Source organism: Sphingomonas zeae, assembly GCF_014197135.1.
Classification (GTDB): Bacteria; Pseudomonadota; Alphaproteobacteria; order Sphingomonadales; family Sphingomonadaceae; genus Sphingomonas; species Sphingomonas zeae.
Map to the genome: position 1 here is coordinate 36,975 of NZ_JACIFA010000007.1, position 20,621 is coordinate 57,595.

At 66.8% G+C, this 20,621-nt stretch carries 15 protein-coding genes; 10 read left to right on the plus strand and 5 right to left on the minus strand.

The features are described 5' to 3' along the window. The first annotated feature begins 33 nt into the window (after positions 1 to 33). The 3 genes from GGR45_RS11405 to GGR45_RS11415 are packed head-to-tail and all read left to right on the plus strand — an operon-like array spanning position 34 to position 3,355. The gene (locus tag GGR45_RS11405) at positions 34 to 1,257 is read left to right on the plus strand and encodes a histidine-type phosphatase (RefSeq protein WP_175311990.1); all 1,224 of its coding nucleotides are present in this window, start codon (positions 34 to 36) and stop codon (positions 1,255 to 1,257) included. 59 nt (positions 1,258 to 1,316) lie between these two features. Beyond that, complete coding sequence (locus GGR45_RS11410; RefSeq protein WP_175311989.1) at positions 1,317 to 1,997, plus strand: response regulator transcription factor; 681 nt, start codon at positions 1,317 to 1,319, stop codon at positions 1,995 to 1,997. Beyond that, positions 1,994 to 3,355, plus strand: coding sequence for a sensor histidine kinase (locus GGR45_RS11415; protein ID WP_175311988.1), 1,362 nt, complete (start codon positions 1,994 to 1,996; stop codon positions 3,353 to 3,355). Before GGR45_RS11410 ends, GGR45_RS11415 begins: the two co-directional genes overlap by 4 nt. A 171-nt stretch (positions 3,356 to 3,526) precedes the next feature. Here the strand turns inward: GGR45_RS11415 and GGR45_RS11420 are convergent, their stop codons facing one another. Further along, the gene (locus GGR45_RS11420; protein WP_175311987.1) at positions 3,527 to 5,938 is read right to left on the minus strand and encodes a TonB-dependent receptor; all 2,412 of its coding nucleotides are present in this window, start codon (positions 5,936 to 5,938) and stop codon (positions 3,527 to 3,529) included. 109 nt (positions 5,939 to 6,047) lie between these two features. Beyond that, complete coding sequence (locus GGR45_RS11425; protein WP_246358188.1) at positions 6,048 to 8,492, minus strand: DUF3772 domain-containing protein; 2,445 nt, start codon at positions 8,490 to 8,492, stop codon at positions 6,048 to 6,050. A gap of 179 nt (positions 8,493 to 8,671) precedes the next feature. Between GGR45_RS11425 and GGR45_RS11430 the strand changes: the two genes are divergently transcribed. From GGR45_RS11430 to GGR45_RS11460, 7 genes are all read left to right on the plus strand, one after another. Next, complete coding sequence (locus GGR45_RS11430) at positions 8,672 to 10,267, plus strand: sensor histidine kinase (RefSeq protein WP_175311986.1); 1,596 nt, start codon at positions 8,672 to 8,674, stop codon at positions 10,265 to 10,267. After that, on the plus strand, positions 10,264 to 10,647 hold the full coding sequence (locus GGR45_RS11435; protein ID WP_175311985.1) for a response regulator: 384 nt from the start codon (positions 10,264 to 10,266) through the stop codon (positions 10,645 to 10,647). The genes GGR45_RS11430 and GGR45_RS11435 overlap by 4 nt, the downstream gene beginning before the upstream one ends. Further along, positions 10,644 to 11,420 carry a Crp/Fnr family transcriptional regulator gene (locus GGR45_RS11440; protein ID WP_175311984.1) on the plus strand — a complete coding sequence of 259 codons (777 nt, stop codon included), beginning with the start codon at positions 10,644 to 10,646 and terminating at the stop codon, positions 11,418 to 11,420. Before GGR45_RS11435 ends, GGR45_RS11440 begins: the two co-directional genes overlap by 4 nt. A gap of 192 nt (positions 11,421 to 11,612) precedes the next feature. After that, positions 11,613 to 14,285 (plus strand): TonB-dependent receptor, encoded by a 2,673-nt coding sequence (locus GGR45_RS11445; protein ID WP_175311983.1) that lies wholly within the window; start codon positions 11,613 to 11,615, stop codon positions 14,283 to 14,285. Next, the gene (locus GGR45_RS11450; protein WP_246358189.1) at positions 14,285 to 15,379 is read left to right on the plus strand and encodes a phosphatidylinositol-specific phospholipase C1-like protein; all 1,095 of its coding nucleotides are present in this window, start codon (positions 14,285 to 14,287) and stop codon (positions 15,377 to 15,379) included. Before GGR45_RS11445 ends, GGR45_RS11450 begins: the two co-directional genes overlap by 1 nt. Before the next feature lie 250 nt (positions 15,380 to 15,629). Next, positions 15,630 to 17,138: a DUF1800 domain-containing protein gene (locus GGR45_RS11455; RefSeq protein ID WP_175311982.1), complete on the plus strand. Its 1,509-nt coding sequence runs from the start codon at positions 15,630 to 15,632 to the stop codon at positions 17,136 to 17,138. Between the two features lie 9 nt (positions 17,139 to 17,147). After that, positions 17,148 to 18,359, plus strand: a complete 1,212-nt coding sequence (locus GGR45_RS11460) for a DUF1501 domain-containing protein (protein WP_175311981.1) — start codon at positions 17,148 to 17,150, stop codon at positions 18,357 to 18,359. Here the strand turns inward: GGR45_RS11460 and GGR45_RS11465 are convergent. The 3 genes from GGR45_RS11465 to GGR45_RS11475 form a co-directional block, all read right to left on the minus strand. Continuing rightward, the gene (locus GGR45_RS11465; protein WP_175311980.1) at positions 18,297 to 18,788 is read right to left on the minus strand and encodes an Rrf2 family transcriptional regulator; all 492 of its coding nucleotides are present in this window, start codon (positions 18,786 to 18,788) and stop codon (positions 18,297 to 18,299) included. The genes GGR45_RS11460 and GGR45_RS11465 overlap by 63 nt on opposite strands. Positions 18,789 to 19,156: 368 nt before the next feature. After that, complete coding sequence (locus GGR45_RS11470) at positions 19,157 to 19,951, minus strand: glutaminyl-peptide cyclotransferase (protein WP_175311979.1); 795 nt, start codon at positions 19,949 to 19,951, stop codon at positions 19,157 to 19,159. Further along, complete coding sequence (locus GGR45_RS11475) at positions 19,948 to 20,511, minus strand: helix-turn-helix domain-containing protein (RefSeq protein ID WP_175311978.1); 564 nt, start codon at positions 20,509 to 20,511, stop codon at positions 19,948 to 19,950. The genes GGR45_RS11470 and GGR45_RS11475 overlap by 4 nt, the downstream gene beginning before the upstream one ends. Between the last annotated feature and the right edge of the window lie 110 nt (positions 20,512 to 20,621).

Here is a 20,621-nt window from a genome sequence, read left to right on the forward strand (position 1 = left end):
AGTCCTGACCCGAAATCGGTCCAAAGCCGCGCGATGATCGCTCTCCCCCGCCACCTGCGCGCGCCGCTCGCCCTGTTTGTCCTTGCCATGCTGGCGGTGCCGGTCACCGCGCAGAGGGCTCCTGCGCCCAAGGGTCTGATTCTCGACCGGGTGGTGGTGCTGATGCGACACGGCGTCCGTGCGCCGCTGGATGGCGAAGTTCCGCACGGCACCCGCACCGCCAAGCCCTGGCCGACCTGGACCACGCCGGAAAGCGAGTTGACCCCGCACGGCGCCGAAGCGCTCGCGGCCGAGGCACGCGCAGACCGCGCCGACTGGATCGCGCGCGGCCTGTTGTCGCAGGGCTGCCCCGCCCCCGGCAGCATCCGCATCTGGACCAACAGTTCCTCGCGCACCATCGCGAGCGGCGAGGCCTATGCCCGGGGTCTTGCCCCCGGTTGCGCGGTGCCGGTCGATCACAAGCCGCTAGGCCAGGCCGATCCGCTGTTCGAGCCGCTGCGCGCCCGTGCCACGCATTTCGATGCAAAGGTGGCGGTGGCGGATATCGACCGCTTTACCGGCGGCATGGACGCGCTGGTCGCGCGCCACCGCCCTGCCCTGCAATTGCTGAATCAGGTGCTGGGCTGCGACGATCCCAAGGGCTGCGATCCGGCAGGACCGGCACGGCTGACGCCTTCGGCGGATGGGCATGGCATCGACCTCACCGGGCCGATCCGCACCGCCTCGGGCACCGCGCAGGTGCTGTTGCTGCAATATGCCGAAGGGCTGTCGCCCTCGGTCGGCGGGCTGCCGGTCGATAGCGCCGTGCTGGCGCGGCTGGGCACGGTCCATGCCGCGCTGTTCGACGTCTATTCGCGCTCGCCCTATATGGCCGCGCACCAGTCGGCGGCGTTCGGGCGGCACATGATCGACGCCCTGACGCGGCGGGACGGCACGACGCTCGACATGCTGGTCGGGCACGACACCAACGTCACCGCGCTCGCCGCCCTGCTCGGCTTCGATCTGGTGGCGCCGGGCTATGCGACCAATGACGCAGCACCCGGCGGGGCGATCATGATCGAACGCTGGCATGACGCGAAGGGCCGCGCCTTCGTCACCGTCCGCTATCGCACCCAGTCGCCTGAACACATCCGCGCCCATGCCGCCGCCGTCTCGATCCGGCCGGTGCAGGTGCGGGGTTGCCCGGTCGATGCGCCCTGTCCGCTCGACGCGTTCGTCCGGCTGTTCCGTGAAAGGCTGGCCCCGCTGGCGGAGTAGGACTTGCCACCGCGCTTTTGCCCGGTAGGGCGAATGCGATCACGGTTTGGAAAATATCGATGAGCCTGCACCTGCTTCTGGTCGAGGACGACGCCACCTACGCCCATGGGCTCGCCGCCGACCTGATCGGGCTGGGCCACCGGGTTGAACACGTCTTCGACGGGCGCTTGGCCCTCGCCGCGATCGACCGAGAGCAGTATGACGCGGTGATCCTGGACCGGATGATGCCGCGCCTGGACGGACTGTCGGTGGTCGAGATGCTGCGCGCCAGCGGCATCACCGTGCCGATCGTCATGCTGACCGCTCTATCCATGGCCTCAGACAAGGTCGACGGGCTGGAGGCCGGCGCGGACGATTATGTCGTCAAACCGGTCGATCCGCACGAACTGATCGCGCGCGTCCAGGCGGTGATCCGGGGGCGCCGCTGGACGGCGAGCGAAAGCGACACGATCCGCGCAGGCGACATCGTGGTCAGCCCGACCAGCTTTCGCGCCTGGCGCGCTGGCCAGCCGATCACGCTGGCCAATCTGGAACTGAAGCTGCTCGCCGAACTGGCGCGCCATGCGGGCGAGGTGTTGACCCGCGCGATGCTGATCGAGCGGGTCTGGGGCTATGATTTCGAGCCCGAGACCAACATCGTCGACGTCTATATCCGGCGGTTGCGAATGAAGCTGACCGAACAGGGCGGCGCCGATCCGATCGAAACGGTGCGCGGGATCGGCTATTCGCTGAAACCATGATCGGGGCCGCGATCCGCCGTCTGTCGCTGCGCGGGCTGACCGTCGGTGTCCTGGCCCTGTTCCTGATCGCGACGGTGGCCACCGGCATCTCGATCCTGACCGCCAACCGGGTCACGGTCGCGCGCGCGGTCGACCGCCGGATCGCGGTCGTCGCCGATCTGGTGCTGGAGCGCGATGCAGGCGAGACGCGACTCCCTACCCCCTTGCTGCTCACGCGGATCGCGGCCCTGTCGGGCCAGCGCGACACCGGCGATATCGGGCTGTTGCTGCTGGGGGCGGACAACCAGCGGCTCGGCGGCAATATCGCGCCGCGCTTCACCCTGCCGATGGGCTGGTCCGACCTGCGCCGGCGCGACGGGATCATCGGCCTGTCGCATGGGCGTGCGCTGGTCCGCGACGCGGGCGAAGGACGGCGGCTGGCGGTGGTGGCCGAAACCGAGCCGTTCGACAGCTATCGCGCGGCACGGACGCGCATCTACCTGATCGGGTTCGGCTCGATCATCCTGATCGTCATCGGTGGGGTCGTCGCCTTTTCGATGCTGGTCGGCCGCCGGATCGGCGACCAGCGCGCCACGGTCGAGGCGATCATCGCCGGGGATATTCGCCACCGCGTCCCCGTGAGCGGATCCGACGACGAGTTCGACCGCCAGGCCGCCGCCTTCAACCGGATGCTCGACCGTATCGCCGAGTTGATGGAGGCGATGCGCGGCCAGTCCAACGACATCGCGCATGACCTGCGTACGCCCTTGTCGCGGCTGCGGGGACAATTGGCGCACATGGTCGCGGACGCCCGGGATCCCGTTCAGGCCGAGCGCGCCAGCGCCGCGCTGGCCCAATGCGACGCGCTGCTCGCCATGTTCGCCGCGCTGCTGCGCATCGCCGAGATCGAAACGCGCCAGCGCCAGGCGGGGTTCGCGCGCTTCGACCTGTCCACACTCGTCCGCGACACCGCATCGATGATGATCCCGGTCGCCGAGGATGCAGGGCGTCGTCTGGGCGTGGACGTGAATATCGTGGTCCCGGATTTCACCGGCGACCGGCAGTTGCTGCCCCAGGCGCTGGTCAACCTGATCGGCAATGCAATCAAATATGGCGGCGACACAATCACCGTATCACTCGACGCCAGCGAAGAGGGCGTGAGCTTGCACGTCGTCGATAACGGCCCCGGCATCGCGCCCGAGGATCGCTCCCAAGCGCTGCGCCGCTTCGGGCGGCTGGATACCGCGCGGGAAGCGGTGGGAGGACATGGCCTGGGCCTGCCGCTGGTCGAGGCGATCGCGCGATTGCATCGCGGACGCCTGACGCTGGGCGATGCCGCGCCGGGCTTGGTGGTGTCGCTGATCCTGCCAAGGCGATAGGGCGGAGCGGCATGAGATGAATTCGCCCACCCCCCCTCAGGGGAGGGGCTTGCATCAAGCCGATGCCATGGCATCACAATCCACAGCAGAGCGACATTCCTTCCTTCCGAAAGCTCCAAACAAAATGGGCCGCCCGAAGGGGGCGGCCCGAGTTGGGGTATCCTGTCAGGATCAGAAGCGGACCGTGCCCTCCAGGCCGATGGTGCGCGGCGGGTTCAAGTTGCCGTAATCGCCCAGCGTCGTCGCATTGGCCGCCGAGCGGCGATAGATGAAGGTGTTGTTGAGCAGGTTGCGGCTCCACAGCGACAGCGTCATCTTCGTTCCGCCCTCGGTCAGCGGTAGATCGGCGAGCGCGATGCGGCCGTTCATGACGAAGGTCTTGTCGGTGCGCGTCGTCTCGTTCTGGAAGCTGTACGACGGGTCGGCATAGTTGGCGTCCAGGTGGAAACGCACCTTGGCCTCGGAGCCCGCCAGCGGCACTTCATAGTCGGCATAGGCCGAGGCGGCGTTGCGCGGCGTATAGACCACGAACACCTGGGTCAGCGCGTTGCCCAGGAACGGGTTCGGGGTCAGCGGCACATTGGTATAGGTGTAGGCATAGGATGCGCCGACCGTCATCCCCTCGACCGGGTTGGTCGTGATGTCCGCCTCGATCCCGCGAATCTTGGACGTGCCCGGCGCGTTGCGGGTTTCCTCGGTATGCAGATTATAGGTCGGGCTCGCCGGGTTGGTGTCGACATTGTCGAAGTCGATCTGGGTCCCGGTGCGGTCCATGATATAGCCCGCCAGGTTCAGGCGGACGCGGTGCTCAAACAGGTCCATCTTCGACCCGATCTCATAGGACTTGACCGCTTCGGGACCAAAGGCGGCGAAGGTCTGCGACCGGTCATTGGCGCCGCCCGCACGATAGCCGGTCGAATATTTGGCATAGAGATGGATCGTGTCGGTCGCGTCGAATGCCGCCGTCACCATCGGATCGAACCGGTTGTTGTCGAAGGTGAAGGGGAAGTTGGTCGACTTGCCCTGCACCAGATACAGCGTGCCGTTGCGCTTGTCGTGGGTGTAGCGACCGCCCAGCGTCAGGTGGAAGGCATCGAAGCCCGCCGGGGTATAAGTGGCCTGCGCGAAGGCGGCATAGCTATAGGCGCGTGCGAAGCTGCCCCGCTGGAGGAAGAACGACCCCGGCGCCCAGCCCTGGTTGCCCGAACCGATGGCCCCCAGCGCAGTCTGCGACACGATGGTGTAGCCGGTGCCGTCCGCATTCCACTGGTTGGTCGACGGCGTCGCGGCCACTTCGCGGGCGTTTTCGGTGAAGTAGAACAGGCCCGCCACGTAATCGAGCTGCGGCAGGCTGCCCACCGCCTGGAACTCCTGGCTGAACTGGTGCTGCTGCATGAAGGACAGGCTGTAGCGGCTGAACTTGCTGTTCGGCAGGAATACGGTGCGGTGTGCGCCGCCCGAATTGTCCCATTGGTCGGTCGATACGCCGCGCCATGCGGTGATCGAGCGCAGTTCGAGCCCCGGCGCGACGTCATAGTTCAGCTTGGCCGAGAAGCCGTGGGTGCGATCGACGCTATATTGCTGCGGCACGCCGATATCGGCGGTCTTCATGCGGTCGTCGCCCGACACGACGACCAGCGGCGACAAGGGGGCGATGGTCCCGGCGGGCAGCTTGCCGCCATTGGCGTTGATCTGCGCGATCGTCGCGACGGGAAGGCCGCGCGGGTTGTAGTTGATCAGCTGGCTGTAGAACGGCGTGTTCTCGTCCTTGGCCTGGTCATAGGACAGCTCGGCCGAGAAACCGTCCACCGGCTTCCAGACGGCGGCGACATGGCCACCCGCACGGTTGTATGCGCCCCAGCCCACGCTGCCCGGCAGCGGGTTCTTCACGAACGGATCCTGGTGCTGGATCACGCCGTCCAGCTTGACCGAGATATTGTTGAACTCGGGCAGGTTGACGTGCGCCGACGTGTTGTAGGCGCCGTAATTGCCAAAGCCCGCGGTCAGCGAGCCGCCGAACTTGCCGGTCGGCTTGGCGGTGACGATCGACAGCGCGCCGCCCTCGGTGTTGCGGCCGAACAGCGTGCCCTGCGGGCCGCGCAGCACTTCCACGCGCTCGATGTCGAACAGCGCGGCGTTCAGGCCCTGCGAACGCCCCAGATACACGCCGTCGAAATAGACGCCGACGCCGGTGTCGCGCGCCGTCTGGTTCTGGTCGAACGGCACGATGCCGCGGATACCCACGGTCAGCGCCGACTGGCGCGCCTCGAAGGTCGCGACGCGCAAGCTGGGCACGGTGCCATCGGCCAGGTCGAGCAGGCTCTGGACGTGGCGGTCCTTCAGGACGGTCGGATCGATGACCGAAATCGCGATCGGCGTCTTTTGAAGGCTGGTCTCGCGCTTGGTCGCGGTGACGACGATGTCCTTCAGTTCACCGGAATCGGTGGCGGGATCGGCCGCCGCCGGGGCCGCCGGGGCCGGATCGGCGGCAGGCTTGGTGTCGGCCGCAAATGCCGGCGTGGCAGAAAGCGCCAGAAGCGCGGAACCGCCCAGCAGCGCGGCGCGAACGAAATTGGTGTTCATGGTGGTTATTATCCCTATCCCCCGATCGACCTTCCGGTCGTCGCTGGCCGCGCGGATAGGGGCGCTCCAAGAAGCTGGTGTTACCTTTCCATGACCGGTCCGGACTTGTTCATTTCATCTCGGTTTCATCTTTGGCGGGTGCAGGCTGCGCCGTCGTTCCGCCCTGACGCACCAGCTCCATCTTCTGCGGCACGGTTCCGATCTCGATCCCCCGCTGGCGCAAGGTGGACAGGAGCGCCAGCAGCACCGCGCTGCGTGCGCCATAGGCCGCACGCGGGCTGGCGACATGGGCGAAGCAGTTGAACCGGATGCGCCCGTCGGCGATCGAGTCGATGAAGGCGGCGGGGGCCGGATCGGCCAGCACCGTGTCCTCGGCGGTGAAACAGCTCAAGACGATGCCACGCACCACCTCGGCATCCTCCTCGATCGGGATCGAGAACTGGATCTGGATGCGCCCCAGCGGCCCCGCCAGCGTCTTGTTGAGCACCGATTTGGTGATGAGTTCGGAATTGGGGACGATCAGCGTCGAATGGTCGGGCAACTCGATCTCGGTCGAGCGGACGCTGATCCGCTTCACATCGCCCTCGTCGGTGCCGACCCGGATCAGGTCGCCGATCTTGATCGGTCGCTCGGCCAACAGGATCAGGCCGGAGACGAAATTCTGGGTGATCGCCTGAAGACCGAAACCGATGCCGACCGACAAAGCGGACAGTAGGAGCGCGATCCGCTCGACCCCGATCCCCAGCGACGCCAGCGCCCAGATGACCGCCAGGGCGATACCGATATAGCGCGCGACCAGACTGACCGAGTTGCGCCCCGACCCGTCAAGGTCGGTGGCAGGCAGATAGCGTTGCTCCAGCCAGCGCATGAAGGCGCGTACCAGCGCCAGTCCGACGAACAGCACCACCAAGCCGCGCAGGATCGCGCCGGGCGAGATCCAGACATTGCCGACCTTGATCCCGTCGGCGACGCTGGCGATCTGGTCGAAGATGGCGCCCGGATCGCCGCTCGCGCCGAAGGGCTTGAGCAGCACGCCCAGCGCCAGCAGGACGAGCGCCAGCCTTATCATGCCCGACAGGACCAGCCCGAACTGATCGATCATGCTGCCGCGCACGCCCAGCGCACCGGTCAAGGTCACGCCGACCTTGCTGTCACGCACGAAGATGCTGGTAGCGATATCGTCGGCGGCGACCAGCATCAGATAGAGCGCCGATCCGAGCAACACCGTCCATCCGATCATCAGCGAGACGAACCAGCTGAACCAGATATAGCCGACCAGCAGCGCCAGCCCCGCGACCCCGACCGCGATCCAGGCGATGAGCGTCGCGATGCTCAGCCCTGCGCTGACCCCGACATGGGTCGCCTCCCCCGCTTGCGCGGCGCGGCGTGCGCGCAACTGGCCGAGCACCACCAGCGTCGCGACGATCAGCAGCAGGTGGAGCAGCGCCTCGACCGCTTGGGTGGCGATCACCGCGCTGCGGCTGCTACCGATCGCGCCCTCGAAATATCCGACCATCGCGGTCGTGAAGGTCAGCAGCGTCAGCACCCAGGACAAGGGGCGCAGGCGCTGAGCGGTTTCGTCTTCGAGCGGCGCGATCCGCCACGAGGGCTGGCTGCGCATCAGGACGGCGCCCGTTACCGCCGCCGTGAACCCCGCCACGCCCGAGGCGAAGACGAAGCCGTCGAGGAAACTCGTCCAGCGTTGCGGCAGTAGTCCCGCCCAGCGCAGCCCCTGGACCAGGATGAAGGCGGCGGCGAGCGGGCAGAGCGTGCCTACCGCCACCCGCCAGAAGGTATAGGCCGACCGCCGCACCCGGCTGGGCGGCGCCTCGGCGATCAGGCGGCGCTGCGCCAGTCGGTGCGCGCCCACCCGCACCGGGCCGATCAGGACGATCGCCAATGCCAAGCCCAGTAGCGCCTGCCACGGGATGCCGCCGCGCCATTGCGCCGCGATCTGCTCGCCGCCTTGTTTCAGGAACAGCCCCACCCGGCGCCCGTCGCGCGGCGCCTGTTCCAGAACGATGCTCCAAAAGGCCGGACTGAGCGGCGATGGCGTCTTGGTCGACAGTTTTTCATTGAACTGCGCGGCCTGGCTCTGGTCGATCTCGTCGATCAGCTGCCCCGCCTCGACCCCCGCCAGTCGCCCGCGCTTGATCGCGGCGTCGAGCGTGGCGCGCAGCGTCGCCAGGGCCTTGCGCTGCGCGACCAACTCGGGCGCCTCGACCTCGCCCGGCGTCGGCGTACCCAGCCCGGTGATCCGGGCGTTGACCAGCGCCAGCTGTGCGGACAGGTCGGATACCGCCTGATCGGTCGCGTCCTTGGCACCCTGCGCCCGGTCGCGCAGCCCCCGCCGGTCTTCGTCATCGACCCGCGCGTCGAGCGCCCGGTCGACGGCGCGCACCTCCACCTCGGCCTGAGCAATGCGGGTGGCGGAGGCGGCCGCCGGATTGCTTTGCGCCGACACCGCCCCGCCAGTCGCGACCAGCCCGATCATGGCGCATGACAGCAGGATCAGACGCATGATGGCGCGCGGGAACGAAAAGGATGCGGACATGGACCGGGCCGTTGTTGCAGATAGGTGGGTCATAGCCCCGCTCCGCCCGTCAGGCGAGAGCCGCACAGGGCGGCGCGGCGCTCGATCCATCCGCCGCATTTGCCAGTTGGTCCGAAATCGTGTGTATCGGGGAGCCCGCACCGGCCGGGATCGTTGATGACGATCGGACAGTTTCGCGCATGACTGAACTCACTTCCCTCCAGGGACAAACGCCCCTGTCCGCCCCCCCGCTGGGGCCGCTGCCGCATGATTCGCATGTGCTGGCGGGGATCAACCGGATCCTTCAGGAGGCCCTGCGCGCCTCGACCGAGGAGGAGCTGGGGCAGCTGTGCCTGGCGGTGGCCGAGGACCTGACCGGCGCGGCGTTCAGCTTTTTCGGCGAGCGGGGCGGTTCGGACGACCGGCTGGACCATATCGCGATCAGCGAGCGCGGCTGGGCCGCCTATACCGGTAACGATCCTCATTTCGTCAAGCGCGAGCTACCCGGCGGCATGAAGATTCACGGAATTTTCGGCCAGGTGATCCTTCAGGATCGCAGCATGATCGTCAACGATCCCGCCAACCATCCCGACCGGGTGGGCACGCCGGACGGGCATCCGGCCTTGCGCAACTTCCTGGGCGTGCCGCTGCGCCGCGATGGAGAGACCTTCGCGATGTTCGCGCTGGGCAACCATCCGACCGGCTTTACCGAGCGGGAGCGCGCCATTGCCGAGGAACTGGCCCCCGCCATCGTCCAGGCGCTGCTGCGCAAGCGGGCCGAGGTCGCCTCGCGCGCGAGCCAGCGGCGGCTGCTGAGCCTGATCGAGGGAATACCCCAGCTCGTCTGGACCGCGACGCAGGGCGGCCATTGGACCTGGGCCAGCCCGCAATGGGTGGAGATGACGGGGCTGAACGTCGAACAAAGCCTGGGCCATGGCTGGCTGGCCGCGGTCCATCCCGATGATCGCGACGCGGCACGGCGATTCTGGGAGGGAGCGGGCGAGCGCGGCAATCTCGCGATGGAGGGACGGCTGCGTCATGTACAGACCGGCCGCTATCGGTGGTTCAAGACGCGTGCGACCCCGGTACGCGACGATCATGGTACGATCGTCGAATGGTTCGGCACCTCGACCGACATCGACGCGCTGCGCCGGCTGCGCGAACGGCAGGAAACCCTGGTCGCCGAACTGCAGCACCGGGTCCGCAACATCCTGACCATCATCCGCTCCATCTTCACCCGTACGGTCGACAGCGGCGGACCGATCGACGAAATTGCGGATCATTTTCGCGGACGGCTCGACTCGCTGGCCCGCACCCAGCTCGTCGCGACCCAGAGCCGATCAGGCCGGGTCGACCTGGAAAATCTGATCCGGGACGAGCTTCTGGGCGTCGGCGCCATCGAGGATGACCGGCTTTCGATTCAGGGGCCGGACGTCTCTTTGCCCGCGGATACGGCCGAAACCATGGGCCTGGCGATCCACGAATTGACCACCAACGCGCTCAAATATGGGGCATTGCGCCACCCTGCCGGACGGTTGTCCATCGCCTGGGCGATTGAACTTAAATCAAATAGCAAATGCGAACTGATTGTAAAATGGGACGAAACAGGTGTACCAGCGATGCCGGTCCCGCCTGTTCGTCATGGATTCGGGACCGAGCTGATCCGCGAGGCCCTTCCTTATGGTCTGGGCGCACGGACCAGATTGGAATTTCGCGGTGGCGGCGTCCTGTGCGTGATAACGATACCATGGATCGCAGATGATGCCGCGCCGCTGAACCGGAGCACCGAGGGATGAACCGCCGATCGCCGCTGGCCGACAAGCGTATCCTTGTGGTTGAGGACGAGTATTTCATCGCCCGCGACCTGGAACGGGCGCTGCAGGCGGCTGATGCGATCGTGGTCGGCCCCGTCGCCACACTGGAACAGGGCCTGGACCTGGCCGAGAGCCAGACGCTCGACGCGGCGGTGCTCGACGTCGATCTGGCGGGCGAGCGCGCCTTCGAGATCGCCGACCGGCTATCGGCACGCGACGTGCCCTGGGCGTTCCTGACCGGCTATGACGAGTGGGCGCTCCCCGCGCCCTATCGATCCGCGTCGATCGTCGCCAAGCCGTTCCAGCCCGACCGCATCATCCGCGCGATCGGCGCCCTGATACCCGACAAAGGATGCGCATGACTTCTTTCCCCGCCGCCCTGTCGCCTTCCTCCTCGTCGTCCCCGGCTCGGGGGGGGATCGCCGCTGCCGCGATCCGTCGGCTGACCGCGTTGACCCCGCTGGATGATGCCGACCTGCGCCTGCTCGACACCGCAGCCGATCGCGCGCTGACCTATCCCTTGCGTCACGCCTTTCAGACGATCGGTCGCCCCATGGCCGATCCGCTGCTGGTGCTGCAGGGCTGGGCCGCACGGGTGCGCATCCTGCCCGACGGGCGGCGGCAGTTCATGAGCTTCTACCTGCCCGGCGACATTATCGGCCCGGCGCATCACGAGCAGCCCATCGCCACCGCGACGGTGGTGGCGCTGACGGAATGTCTCGCCTGCCCCGCCCCCACCGGCCCTGCCGGATCGGGTCTGGCCCAGGCCTATGCCGTCAGCGAGGCGCTGGACGAGGCCTATCTGCTGGGCCGTGTCGTCCAACTCGGCCGGTTGAACGCGCAGGAACGGATCGGCGACTTCCTGCTCGAAATCTATGAGCGGCTCTCGCTGGCCGGGCTGACCGTGGGCGGCAGTTTCGAGATGCCGCTGACCCAGGAAATGCTGGCCGACGCGCTGGGGCTGACGCCGGTGCACGTCAACCGCATGATCCAGCAGGCGCGGCGCGACGGCGACCTGATGTGGAAGTCTGGCCGCGTCCTGCTCCGCGATCCCGAGCGTACCGCGCGCACGATCGGGCGGGTGAGTCCGCAAGTGACCGGCACCCAGACCATGGCACAGGCGAGCGCAGGCTAATGTGGTATTTTCCTCCCCTCACAGGGGAGGAAATACTGGGTACGAATAGCCACCACTTCTTCACCGTTTTGATGGCTTTTTGACCTATTTGGCTCATTTCACACAGCCGTCATCAATTCTTCGTCAATCTGACACCTGCCGATCCTAACGCCCCCGCCGAACCGGCAAGAGAGCCGATGGGGGATCAATGACATGTTGACGTTTCGCAGCCTGCTGAAGGCATCGGTTTCGCTTATCCTGGTAACCGGGCCGCTCATCGCCCACGCGCAGGAAGGCACCACCACCACCGCCGCCGCCGCTGGACCGCAGGCAAGTGATGCGGGCACCGAGGGCGAGGATATTGTCGTCAACGGCACCTATGCCCGCAGCCTCGCGGCCGGGATCGAAACCAAACGCCGCGCCGCTTACGGCGTCGATTCGATCAGCTCGACCGATATCGGCAAGTTCCCGACACAGAACGTCGCCGAAGCGCTCCAGCTCGTCCCCGGCGTGGCCATCACCCGCCCGCGCGGCGAAGGGCTGTATGTCAGCGTGCGCGGCTTGGGGCCGCAGTTCCAGAATACGTTGATGAACGGCCGCACCATCGCGCTGAACGACCTGATCGAGAATGGCGGCGCGGCCGGACGTCAGTTCCGCTTCGAAATGCTGCCCGCCGAGTTCACCTCCAGCATCGACGTGGTCAAGACCCCGACCGCCGACATGAGCGAGGGCGCGCTGGGCGGCAATATCGACGTCAAGACCTTCCGCCCGCTGGAAGTCGGCAACAAGACGACCGTCAACATGCGCGGCACCTATACGACGCAGACCAAGGACGTGCGCCCCAACGTCACCGTGCTGACCAGCGCGAAGAATAGCGACGGCACCTTCGGCATTCTGGCGGGTGCGCAATATTGGGGCAAGACGGTTCGCAATGACCGCTTCATGAATTTCGGCTGGCTGCTCAACCGCTATACCTCGGCGGCGACAGGCGGCATTCCGAGCGGCCTTTATTCGCCGACCCGGACCCGCCCCACCGTGGAAACCGAAGACCGCAAGCGCATCTCGGGCATCGTTTCGGCGCAGTGGCAGCCGACGCCCGAGCTTCAGACGACGCTGGACGTCGTCGCGACGCGCCTCGACGTCGCGTATGACGAGTTCGGCCTCGACATCTATCCCGACGACGGCGGCACGGCGGGCGGCCCTCCGGCCCAGATCCAGCCCGGCTATACGGTCGTCGGCGACACCATCACCAAGGCGACGATCAACAATGTCCGCTTCATGGGCACGCGCGAATATAGCCTTAACCGCCACGACCTGCTGACCATCGGCCTGAAGCAGGCCTGGAATCCGGACCGCTGGCACGTCACCGCCAACGTCAACTGGTCGGCGGCGCACAGCTATCATCCCGATTACCGCACCGGCACGGTACGCAGCCGCGCCTATTTCGTCGCGCCGCTGACCTATGACGCCAGCGGCGGCTATCAGACGATGCCGACCTTCACCACGCCGGTCGACGTCACCAACCCGGCCAATTACAAGCTGTTCCAGTTCAACATCGCGCCCAAGGACAGCAAGGACTGGGATTTCTATTCGCGCCTCGACGTCGCGCATGATTTCGACGGCTTCCTGTCGAAGCTGGCGGTGGGCGGCGAATATCACTGGCGCAAGCGCGACTATTTCCGTCGCGATTACCTGATCGACACCGCGACCAACCAGCCACTGACCAACCTGGGCGCGGGGGCCTATCAGCAGCTGCCCTATGACGACTTCCTGAAGGGGGTCGGCGGCAATGGCTTCCGCAACTGGCTGGTGCCCGTCACCCAGGCCTATGTCGGCGACTTCTTCACGCCGGCCATTCAGGCGCAGCCGATCAACAACGCCGATCGCCGTTCGTCCTTCGTCGTGTCGGAAAAGATCGCGGCGGCTTATTTGCGCGCCGATTACCAGTTCGATGCGGGTAGCGTGCCCGTGACCGGCAATCTGGGCGTCCGCTATGTCCATACCGATCAGGTGGCGAGCGGCACGCTGACCAGCGGCAATACCGCGACCCCGGTCAGCTATCCGAAGACGTTCAACAACGTCCTGCCCAGCTTCAACCTGCGCGCCGACCTGTCGCAAAAGCTCGTCGGTCGTCTCGCCGCCAGCCGGGTGCTGACCCGCCCCAACGTCACCGACACCGCGCCGCGCATCACCGTGTCGACCGACGCGCCGACCGCCAGCGGCGGCAACCCGCAGCTGGTGCCGTTCCTGGCGACGCAGTTCGACGGCTCGCTGGAATGGTATTTCGCGCCGTCGGGGATGCTGTCGGGCGCGGTCTTCTACAAGGCGATGGACGATTACATCACCCAGTCGAATACCGAGATCACTATTCCGGGTCGCGGCATCGTCCGCCTCTCCAGCTCGGTAAACGGCGGCAACGCCAAGGTGTACGGCGCGGAAGCCGCCTATAGCCAGGTCTTCACCTTCCTGCCGAAGCCCTTTGACGGCTTCGGCGTGCAGGGGTCTTACACGCACACCGAGGTGAAGGCCGACTACATGGCCGGATCGCGCAGCATCAAGGACCAGCTGATCGGCCTGTCGAAGAACAGCTTCAACCTGGTCGGCTTCTACGACAAGGGGCCGCTGTCGGCGCGACTGTCCTATGTCTGGCGCGACAAATATCTGTCGAGCACGGGCAGCACGGTGCAGGCGCCTACGTACGTCGCGGCCTTCGGGTCGCTCGATGGCCAGCTATCGGTGCGCGCCGCCGAGAACCTGACGCTCAGCCTGGAGGGCATCAACATCGCGGGGGCGCGTCAGAACACCTATAACGACAGCAATCTGCGCTTCGGCGAGATCAACTATTATGGCCGGACGATCCTGTTCGGCGTGCGGGCGGAGTTCTGATGAAGGTCTTACTCACCCTGGCGGCGGTCCTCGCGACCGCCGCCGCCCCGGCGCCGCAGGCCCCCTTGCGCATGAACGACATCCAGGTCGTCGGCTCGCACAACAGCTACAAGAAGCGGATCGCGCCCGCCGTCTTCGCCGAACTGGAACGCCGCGACCCCAAACTCGCCGCCGCGCTGGATTACGACCATCTGACGCTGGCGCAGCAGCTAGACCGGGGCCTGCGCCAGTTGGAGATCGACATCTTCGCCGACCCGCAAGGGGGGCGTTTCGCGCATCCGATGGGTGAGACGTTGGCTAAGGCCGAAGGCGAACAGACCGGCTTCGACGCACCCACGATGATGAAGCCTGGCTTCAAGGTCTTCCACATCCCGGAAGTCGATTATCGCTCCTGTGGTACCTTCAAACAGTGCATCGGCCAGATCGACACCTGGTCGCGCGCGCATCCGCGCCATCTGCCGATCATGGTGACGATCAACGCGGCCGACCGGCCGATCAACAAGCCCGGCGTCACCGATCCCTTGCCGCTGACCGCGCCGCTGCTCGATGCGCTGGACGCGGAAATCCGTGACGTGCTGAAACCGAGCCGGATCATCACCCCCGATGACGTGCGCGGGAACGCCGCCACCCTTCGCGAAGCGGTTACGACAAAGGGCTGGCCGACGCTGGAAAGCGCGCGGGGCAAGATCTGGTTCGTGCTGGATACGCCTGCGGACGTGTCCGATCGCTACCGCGCCGGGCATCCCTCGCTCAAAGGTCGTCCGATCTTCGGCTGGTACGATACCGACCAGCCCGAAGCCTCGGTCGAGATCGTCGGCGATCCGCGCACCGATGGCGCCAAGATCAAGGCGTGGGTGAAACAGGGGTTCATCGTCCGCACCCGCAGCGACGCCGACACCCGGGAAGCGCGCGAGAACGACTACGCCCGCCAACAGGCCGCGATCGACAGCGGTGCGCAGGCCGTGTCGACCGACTATTATCCCGGCGCACCGACGCGGGGCTGGAGCAAGGGCTTCACCGTGACCCTGCCCGACGGGGTGATGGAACGCTGCAACCCGGTGACGCAAGCCGCAGGGTGCAAGCTGCCGAAATAGATGTCGTTCCTCCCCTGTAAGGGGAGGTGGCAGGCGCAGCCTGACGGAGGGGTGTCGCGCTCTCGATAGGGTGACACCCCTCCACCAGCTTCGCTGGTCCCCCTCCCCTTGCAGGAGAGGAAAAGGTGGAGGGCCGCTGACGCCCTTTTCATGTCCGGGCAAGCCGGGGTTCAGCCTCCCCACGGCACATTAGCCTCCGAAGAAGCCTGCGCCCAACCCGTTGGCGGCAGGCGGAAATGGAGAGCGAGGCATGGCGCGGATCGCTTCCTGGATATGCTTGTCGGCGCTGATCGCCCCAATTCCGGCCTATGCCGCCGACCCCGCGCGTGACGCGGCCTGGGCGGAGCGGCTGGGCTGGGGACCGTCCGCCGCGCCCGGCACCGGCCCCGCGCCGGGCAGCGACGCTTGGCTGCGGCACCAGCTCGACGACCGCCCCGATCCCCTGCCCCCGGCGGTGCAGGCGCAGATCGACGCCATGCGCATCTCGCAGGAACGCGTCGCCGCGCTGGTGGTCGAAACCGACGCGATGCAGCGCGACCTGAAGGCGATCACCGACCCGGAGCAGAAAAAGGCCGCGCGCGAGGCCTATCAGAAGGCGATGAACGGGCTGGCCGACGAGGCTCGGCGACGCTTCGTCCTACGCGCGCTCTATTCCCCCGACCAGCTGCGCGAGCGGATGACCTGGTTCTGGTTCAACCATTTCAACGTCCAGGCGGGCAAGCGCGACATTCGCGCGATGGTCGGCGATTATGAAGAGACGATCCGCGCCCATGCGTTGGGCCGGTATCGCGACCTGCTGGAGGCGACGCTGCGCCACCCGGCGATGCTGCGCTATCTGGACAATGACCAGAACGCGAAGGGCAAGATCAACGAGAATTACGCGCGCGAGATCATGGAGCTGCACTCGATGGGCGTCGGCTCGGGCTATAGCCAAGCGGACGTGCAGGAGCTGGCGCGCATCCTGACCGGCGTCGGCGTCGACCAGAAACCCGATGCGCCCAGGCTGAAGCCCGAGCTTCAGCCGCTCTACATCCGGGCGGGACTGTTCGAATTCAATCCGGCGCGCCACGATTTCGGCACCAAGCATTTCCTCGGCCACACCATCCAGGGATCGGGCTTCGGCGAGGTCGAGCAGGCGCTGGACCTGATCGCCGACAGCCCGGCGACCGCGCATCACGTCTCGCTCAAGCTGGCGACCTATTTCATGGGCGACAAGCCGCCGTCCGCTCTGGTCGACCGAATGGCGGCGAAGTTCCGCCAGAGTCACGGCGACATCGCGGAGGTGCTGAAGACCATGATCCGCTCGCGCGAATTTTCCGGTTCGCTGGGCAGCGGGTTCAAGGACCCGGTTGGCTATACATTGTCGACGGTGCGTCTGGCCTATGGCGACCGGGCGATCACCAACCCGCAGCCGGTGGTCGGCTGGATCCGCCAGATGGGCGAAGGGCTGTACGATCACGAAACGCCCGACGGCTATGACCTGTCGAGCGCCGCCTGGTCCGCGCCGGGGCAGATGGCGACGCGGTTCGACATCGCGCGCCAGCTGGGCAACGGCGCGGCCCGGTTGTTCCAGCCCGCCGACGCCGCGCCGGGCACCCCGCCGCCGCCCGCCCAGGTGCCGGTGCTGAAGGATTCCCCCATCATCGCCGCGCGGATGCCGATGCTGGGCAAGCCGACGCTCGCCGCGCTGGGCCAGGCGCGCTCCCCCGCCGAGTGGAACGCGCTCTATTTCTCCTCACCCGAATTCATGCACCGATAGGAGGATCGCATGAGAATCCCTCATGTCCACCGCCGTGACCTGCTGCTGGGCGCCGCCGCGCTCGCCCCCATGGTGATGGCCGGCCGCGCCTTTGCCGCGCCCCAGGCGGGCAGCCGTTTGCTGGTCGTCTTCCTGCGCGGCGCCTATGACGCAGTGAACATCGTCGTGCCCAGCGGCAGCGATTTCTATCACCAGTCGCGCCCCACCATCGCGCTGCCCAAGCCCGATCCAGCGAACCCGAACGCGCCGCTCCCGCTCGACGCCGACTGGGCGCTGCACCCCGCGCTGAAGGACTCGATCCTGCCGCTATGGCAGGCCAAGCAGATCGCCTTCATACCCTTTGCGGGCACCGACGATATGAGCCGCAGCCATTTCGAGACGCAGGACACGATCGAACTGGGCCAGCCGGTCGGCGGCCACCGCGACTATGGCTCGGGCTTCATGGCGCGGCTGGCGGGCATATTGGGCACGGGTGACAAGCCGATCGCCTTTACCGACCAGCTGCCGCTGTGCTTTCGCGGCGGTGAGGACCCGATCCCCAACCTCGCGCTCGCCAATGTCGGCAAGCCGATCGACCAGCGCCAGGCATCCCTGATCCAAAGCATGTATGCCGGGCACCCCGACCTCGCCCGCTCGGTCAGCGAGGGCTTCAATGTGCGCGACACGGTGTACAAGACGCTGGATCAGGAGATGAAGGCCGCTAGCCGGGGTGCCGTCTCTGCCAAGGGCTTTGCGCTATCGGCGCAGCGGATCGGCACGCTGATGCGTGATCGGTTCAACCTGGCGTTCGTCGATGTCGGCGGCTGGGACACGCACGTCAATCAGGGCGGCGCCACCGGCTATCTCGCCGACCGGATGGGCGATCTGGGGCGCGGCCTCGCCAGCTTTGCCCAGGCGATCGGGCCGGATGCGTGGCGATCCACCACCGTCGTCGTCGTGTCCGAGTTCGGCCGCACCTTCCGCGAGAATGGCGATCGGGGCACCGATCACGGCCATGGCAGCATCTATTGGGTGATGGGCGGCGGCGTGTCGGGCGGACGCATGGCGGGCGAGCAGGTCGCCCTGTCCGCCGCCACGCTCAACCAGAATCGCGACCTGCCGGTGCTGACCGATTACCGCACGCTGATCGGCGGGCTGGTCCAGCGCCAATTCGGCCTGTCAGGCGACCGCCTGGCGACGCTCTTTCCCGACACGCGGCCGGTCGACCTGCAGCTCGTCTAGCCCGATCCCGGCACGCGCGCGGATATCCCCCAGCACATCGTCCAGCGTCAGCCCGGCCAGCTTGTCCTCCAGCGCCTCGCGCACCGGGGTCAGGATCGATTCCAGGCTGGGGGTGATGTGCCGGTCGATCATCCCCTCGCCCTCGGGCGGCTGGCGGTGGAAGGCGAAGAAGTTTCGGTCCTCGACCGCCTGGTACACATCGACCAGCCGGATGTCGGATGAGGGCTTGGCGAGCATCGCGCCGCCGCGATTGCCCAGTTGCGACCGGGTCAACCCCGCCGCCGCCAGCCGCAGCAACAGCGCGCGCACCACCGCCGCGTTGGAATTGACGCTGACCGCGATATCTTCGGAGCGCAGCGGCGTGTTGCCATGCTCCGCCATCAGCGCAAGCATGTGGAGCGAGACGACAAAACGAGTACTGGTCGGCAAGAAACGGCGCTCCTTATCCACCTGCCCCGCGCCAGCCGACCCACCGGGCCGCGACGCGGGATTTCATCATGATCGGTTCATGACGGCGTTACACACTATAATCCATGTTATGTTTCTATAAATATACTGCGTTAACGCGCCAGTCCTTCCTGGTATCCCGATCCTTGGCATGGAGGCTGTGGGAATGCGGCCACGCAACGGGCCAGTGAAACGAGCCTGTGCCAGCCTGGATGACAGGGCGAGGCACCGCGACGCGGCAGCGCGGCAATATGGTGGCCATGGTCCGTTGCCATGGTCGCCCATCGCTTGGGTCCGACCTCGTGCCCAGGGGCCGGGCATCGGGCTGACGGGCCATCGCCCGACCGGGATCAGCGCGCCGTCTTGGCCAGTCGTATCTCGAACAGCTCGGGCCAGTTCTTGCCGGTCACGAAGATGCGGTGCTTTGCCCGGTCATAGGCGATGCCGTTGGCGACCGAATCCCGATCGGTCAACCCGACCCGCGCGACCAGATCGCTGAGGTCGACCACACCCGCCACCACGCCGGTCTTGGGATCGATCCGCACGATATAGGGGGTCATCCAGACATTGGCCCAGACCTGTCCGTCGATATATTCCAGCTCGTTCAGGTTCTTGAGCGGCCGCCCGTTGACCGTCACGTCCAGCGTGCGGACCACCTTCATCGTCGCGGGGTCCAAGAAGCGCAGGCGCGGCGTGCCGTCCGACAGGATGATGTGATGCCCATCATCGGTCATCGCCCAGCCTTCGCCGTCATAGCGCCATTCACCTAGCTTCTTCAGCGCCGGGCGGCTCCAGCGGAAACCCCGGCCGCCATGCCAGGTGACGCTGCGCAGCTCCGGCCCCCAGGCGACGATACCCTCGCCGAACAGGCCGTCAGGCACGGTCGCGCGGCGCAGCGTCTTGCCGGTCGTCATGTCGACCTGACGGATGAAGCTCTCCCCCTCGCGCCCGGTGCTTTCGTAAAGCGCGCCGTCGGCGATCAGCAGGCCTTCGGTGAAGGCGGTGGGGTCGTGCGGGAAGGCGTGGACCATCACGGGCTTTTCGATCGGCGGCGGGGCCGGGATTGCGGCGACGGGCGCGGCCTGCTGCTGCGCGGCGGCGGGCAGCGCGAGGGCCAGGACCAGCGGCAGAATCGCGCGGATCATAGCGTGCGCACCAGCCGCGCCACCCGCGCGATCCAGGCGGGTGCGGACACCGTCACCCCCGCCGCCCCCGGCTCCAGCGGCAACAGGTGCAGCGCGTCGGGCATCACACCCGCCAGCCGGGCAAAGACATAGCCACCGGCGGAGCGGGGCACGAGGATATCGCGATTCATGGCATCGGCGAACCTATCGGGCGCCAGCGGCTCGCACCAGAGCTCATCGCCCGCACGATAATCACCGACCGCGCCGCTCACCGTCACCGCCAGCATTCCCGGCGTCGCGCAGGGCGGCGATATCGAGCGCGCGCTGCGCGGTGCCACCGCCCCGCGCGGGCCAAGCAGCGCCGCGACCGGCAAGGTTTCGCGGATCGGCAGCGTCACCAGATCGGCGGGCGTGCAACCCAAAGCGGCGGCAATGCGATTCAGCCAGGGCAGTGATACGGTGCGCGTGCCCATCTCCAACCGTCCGATCGTCTGCGGGGTGGTGGGTGGGCAACAGGCGCGGGCGACATCGTCCAAGGTCATCCCCTTGGCCCGCCGCACCTCGCGGATCGCGGTAATCATCCCTCCTTTTCCCTTTCCGTCTGTCCAGCGATGAAGGCCGGTTCCGCGCATCTGGCGAAGCCGGTTCGGCTGGGCTAAGCGCCCCTTCCTATCCTGTCGGAGTTATCGCC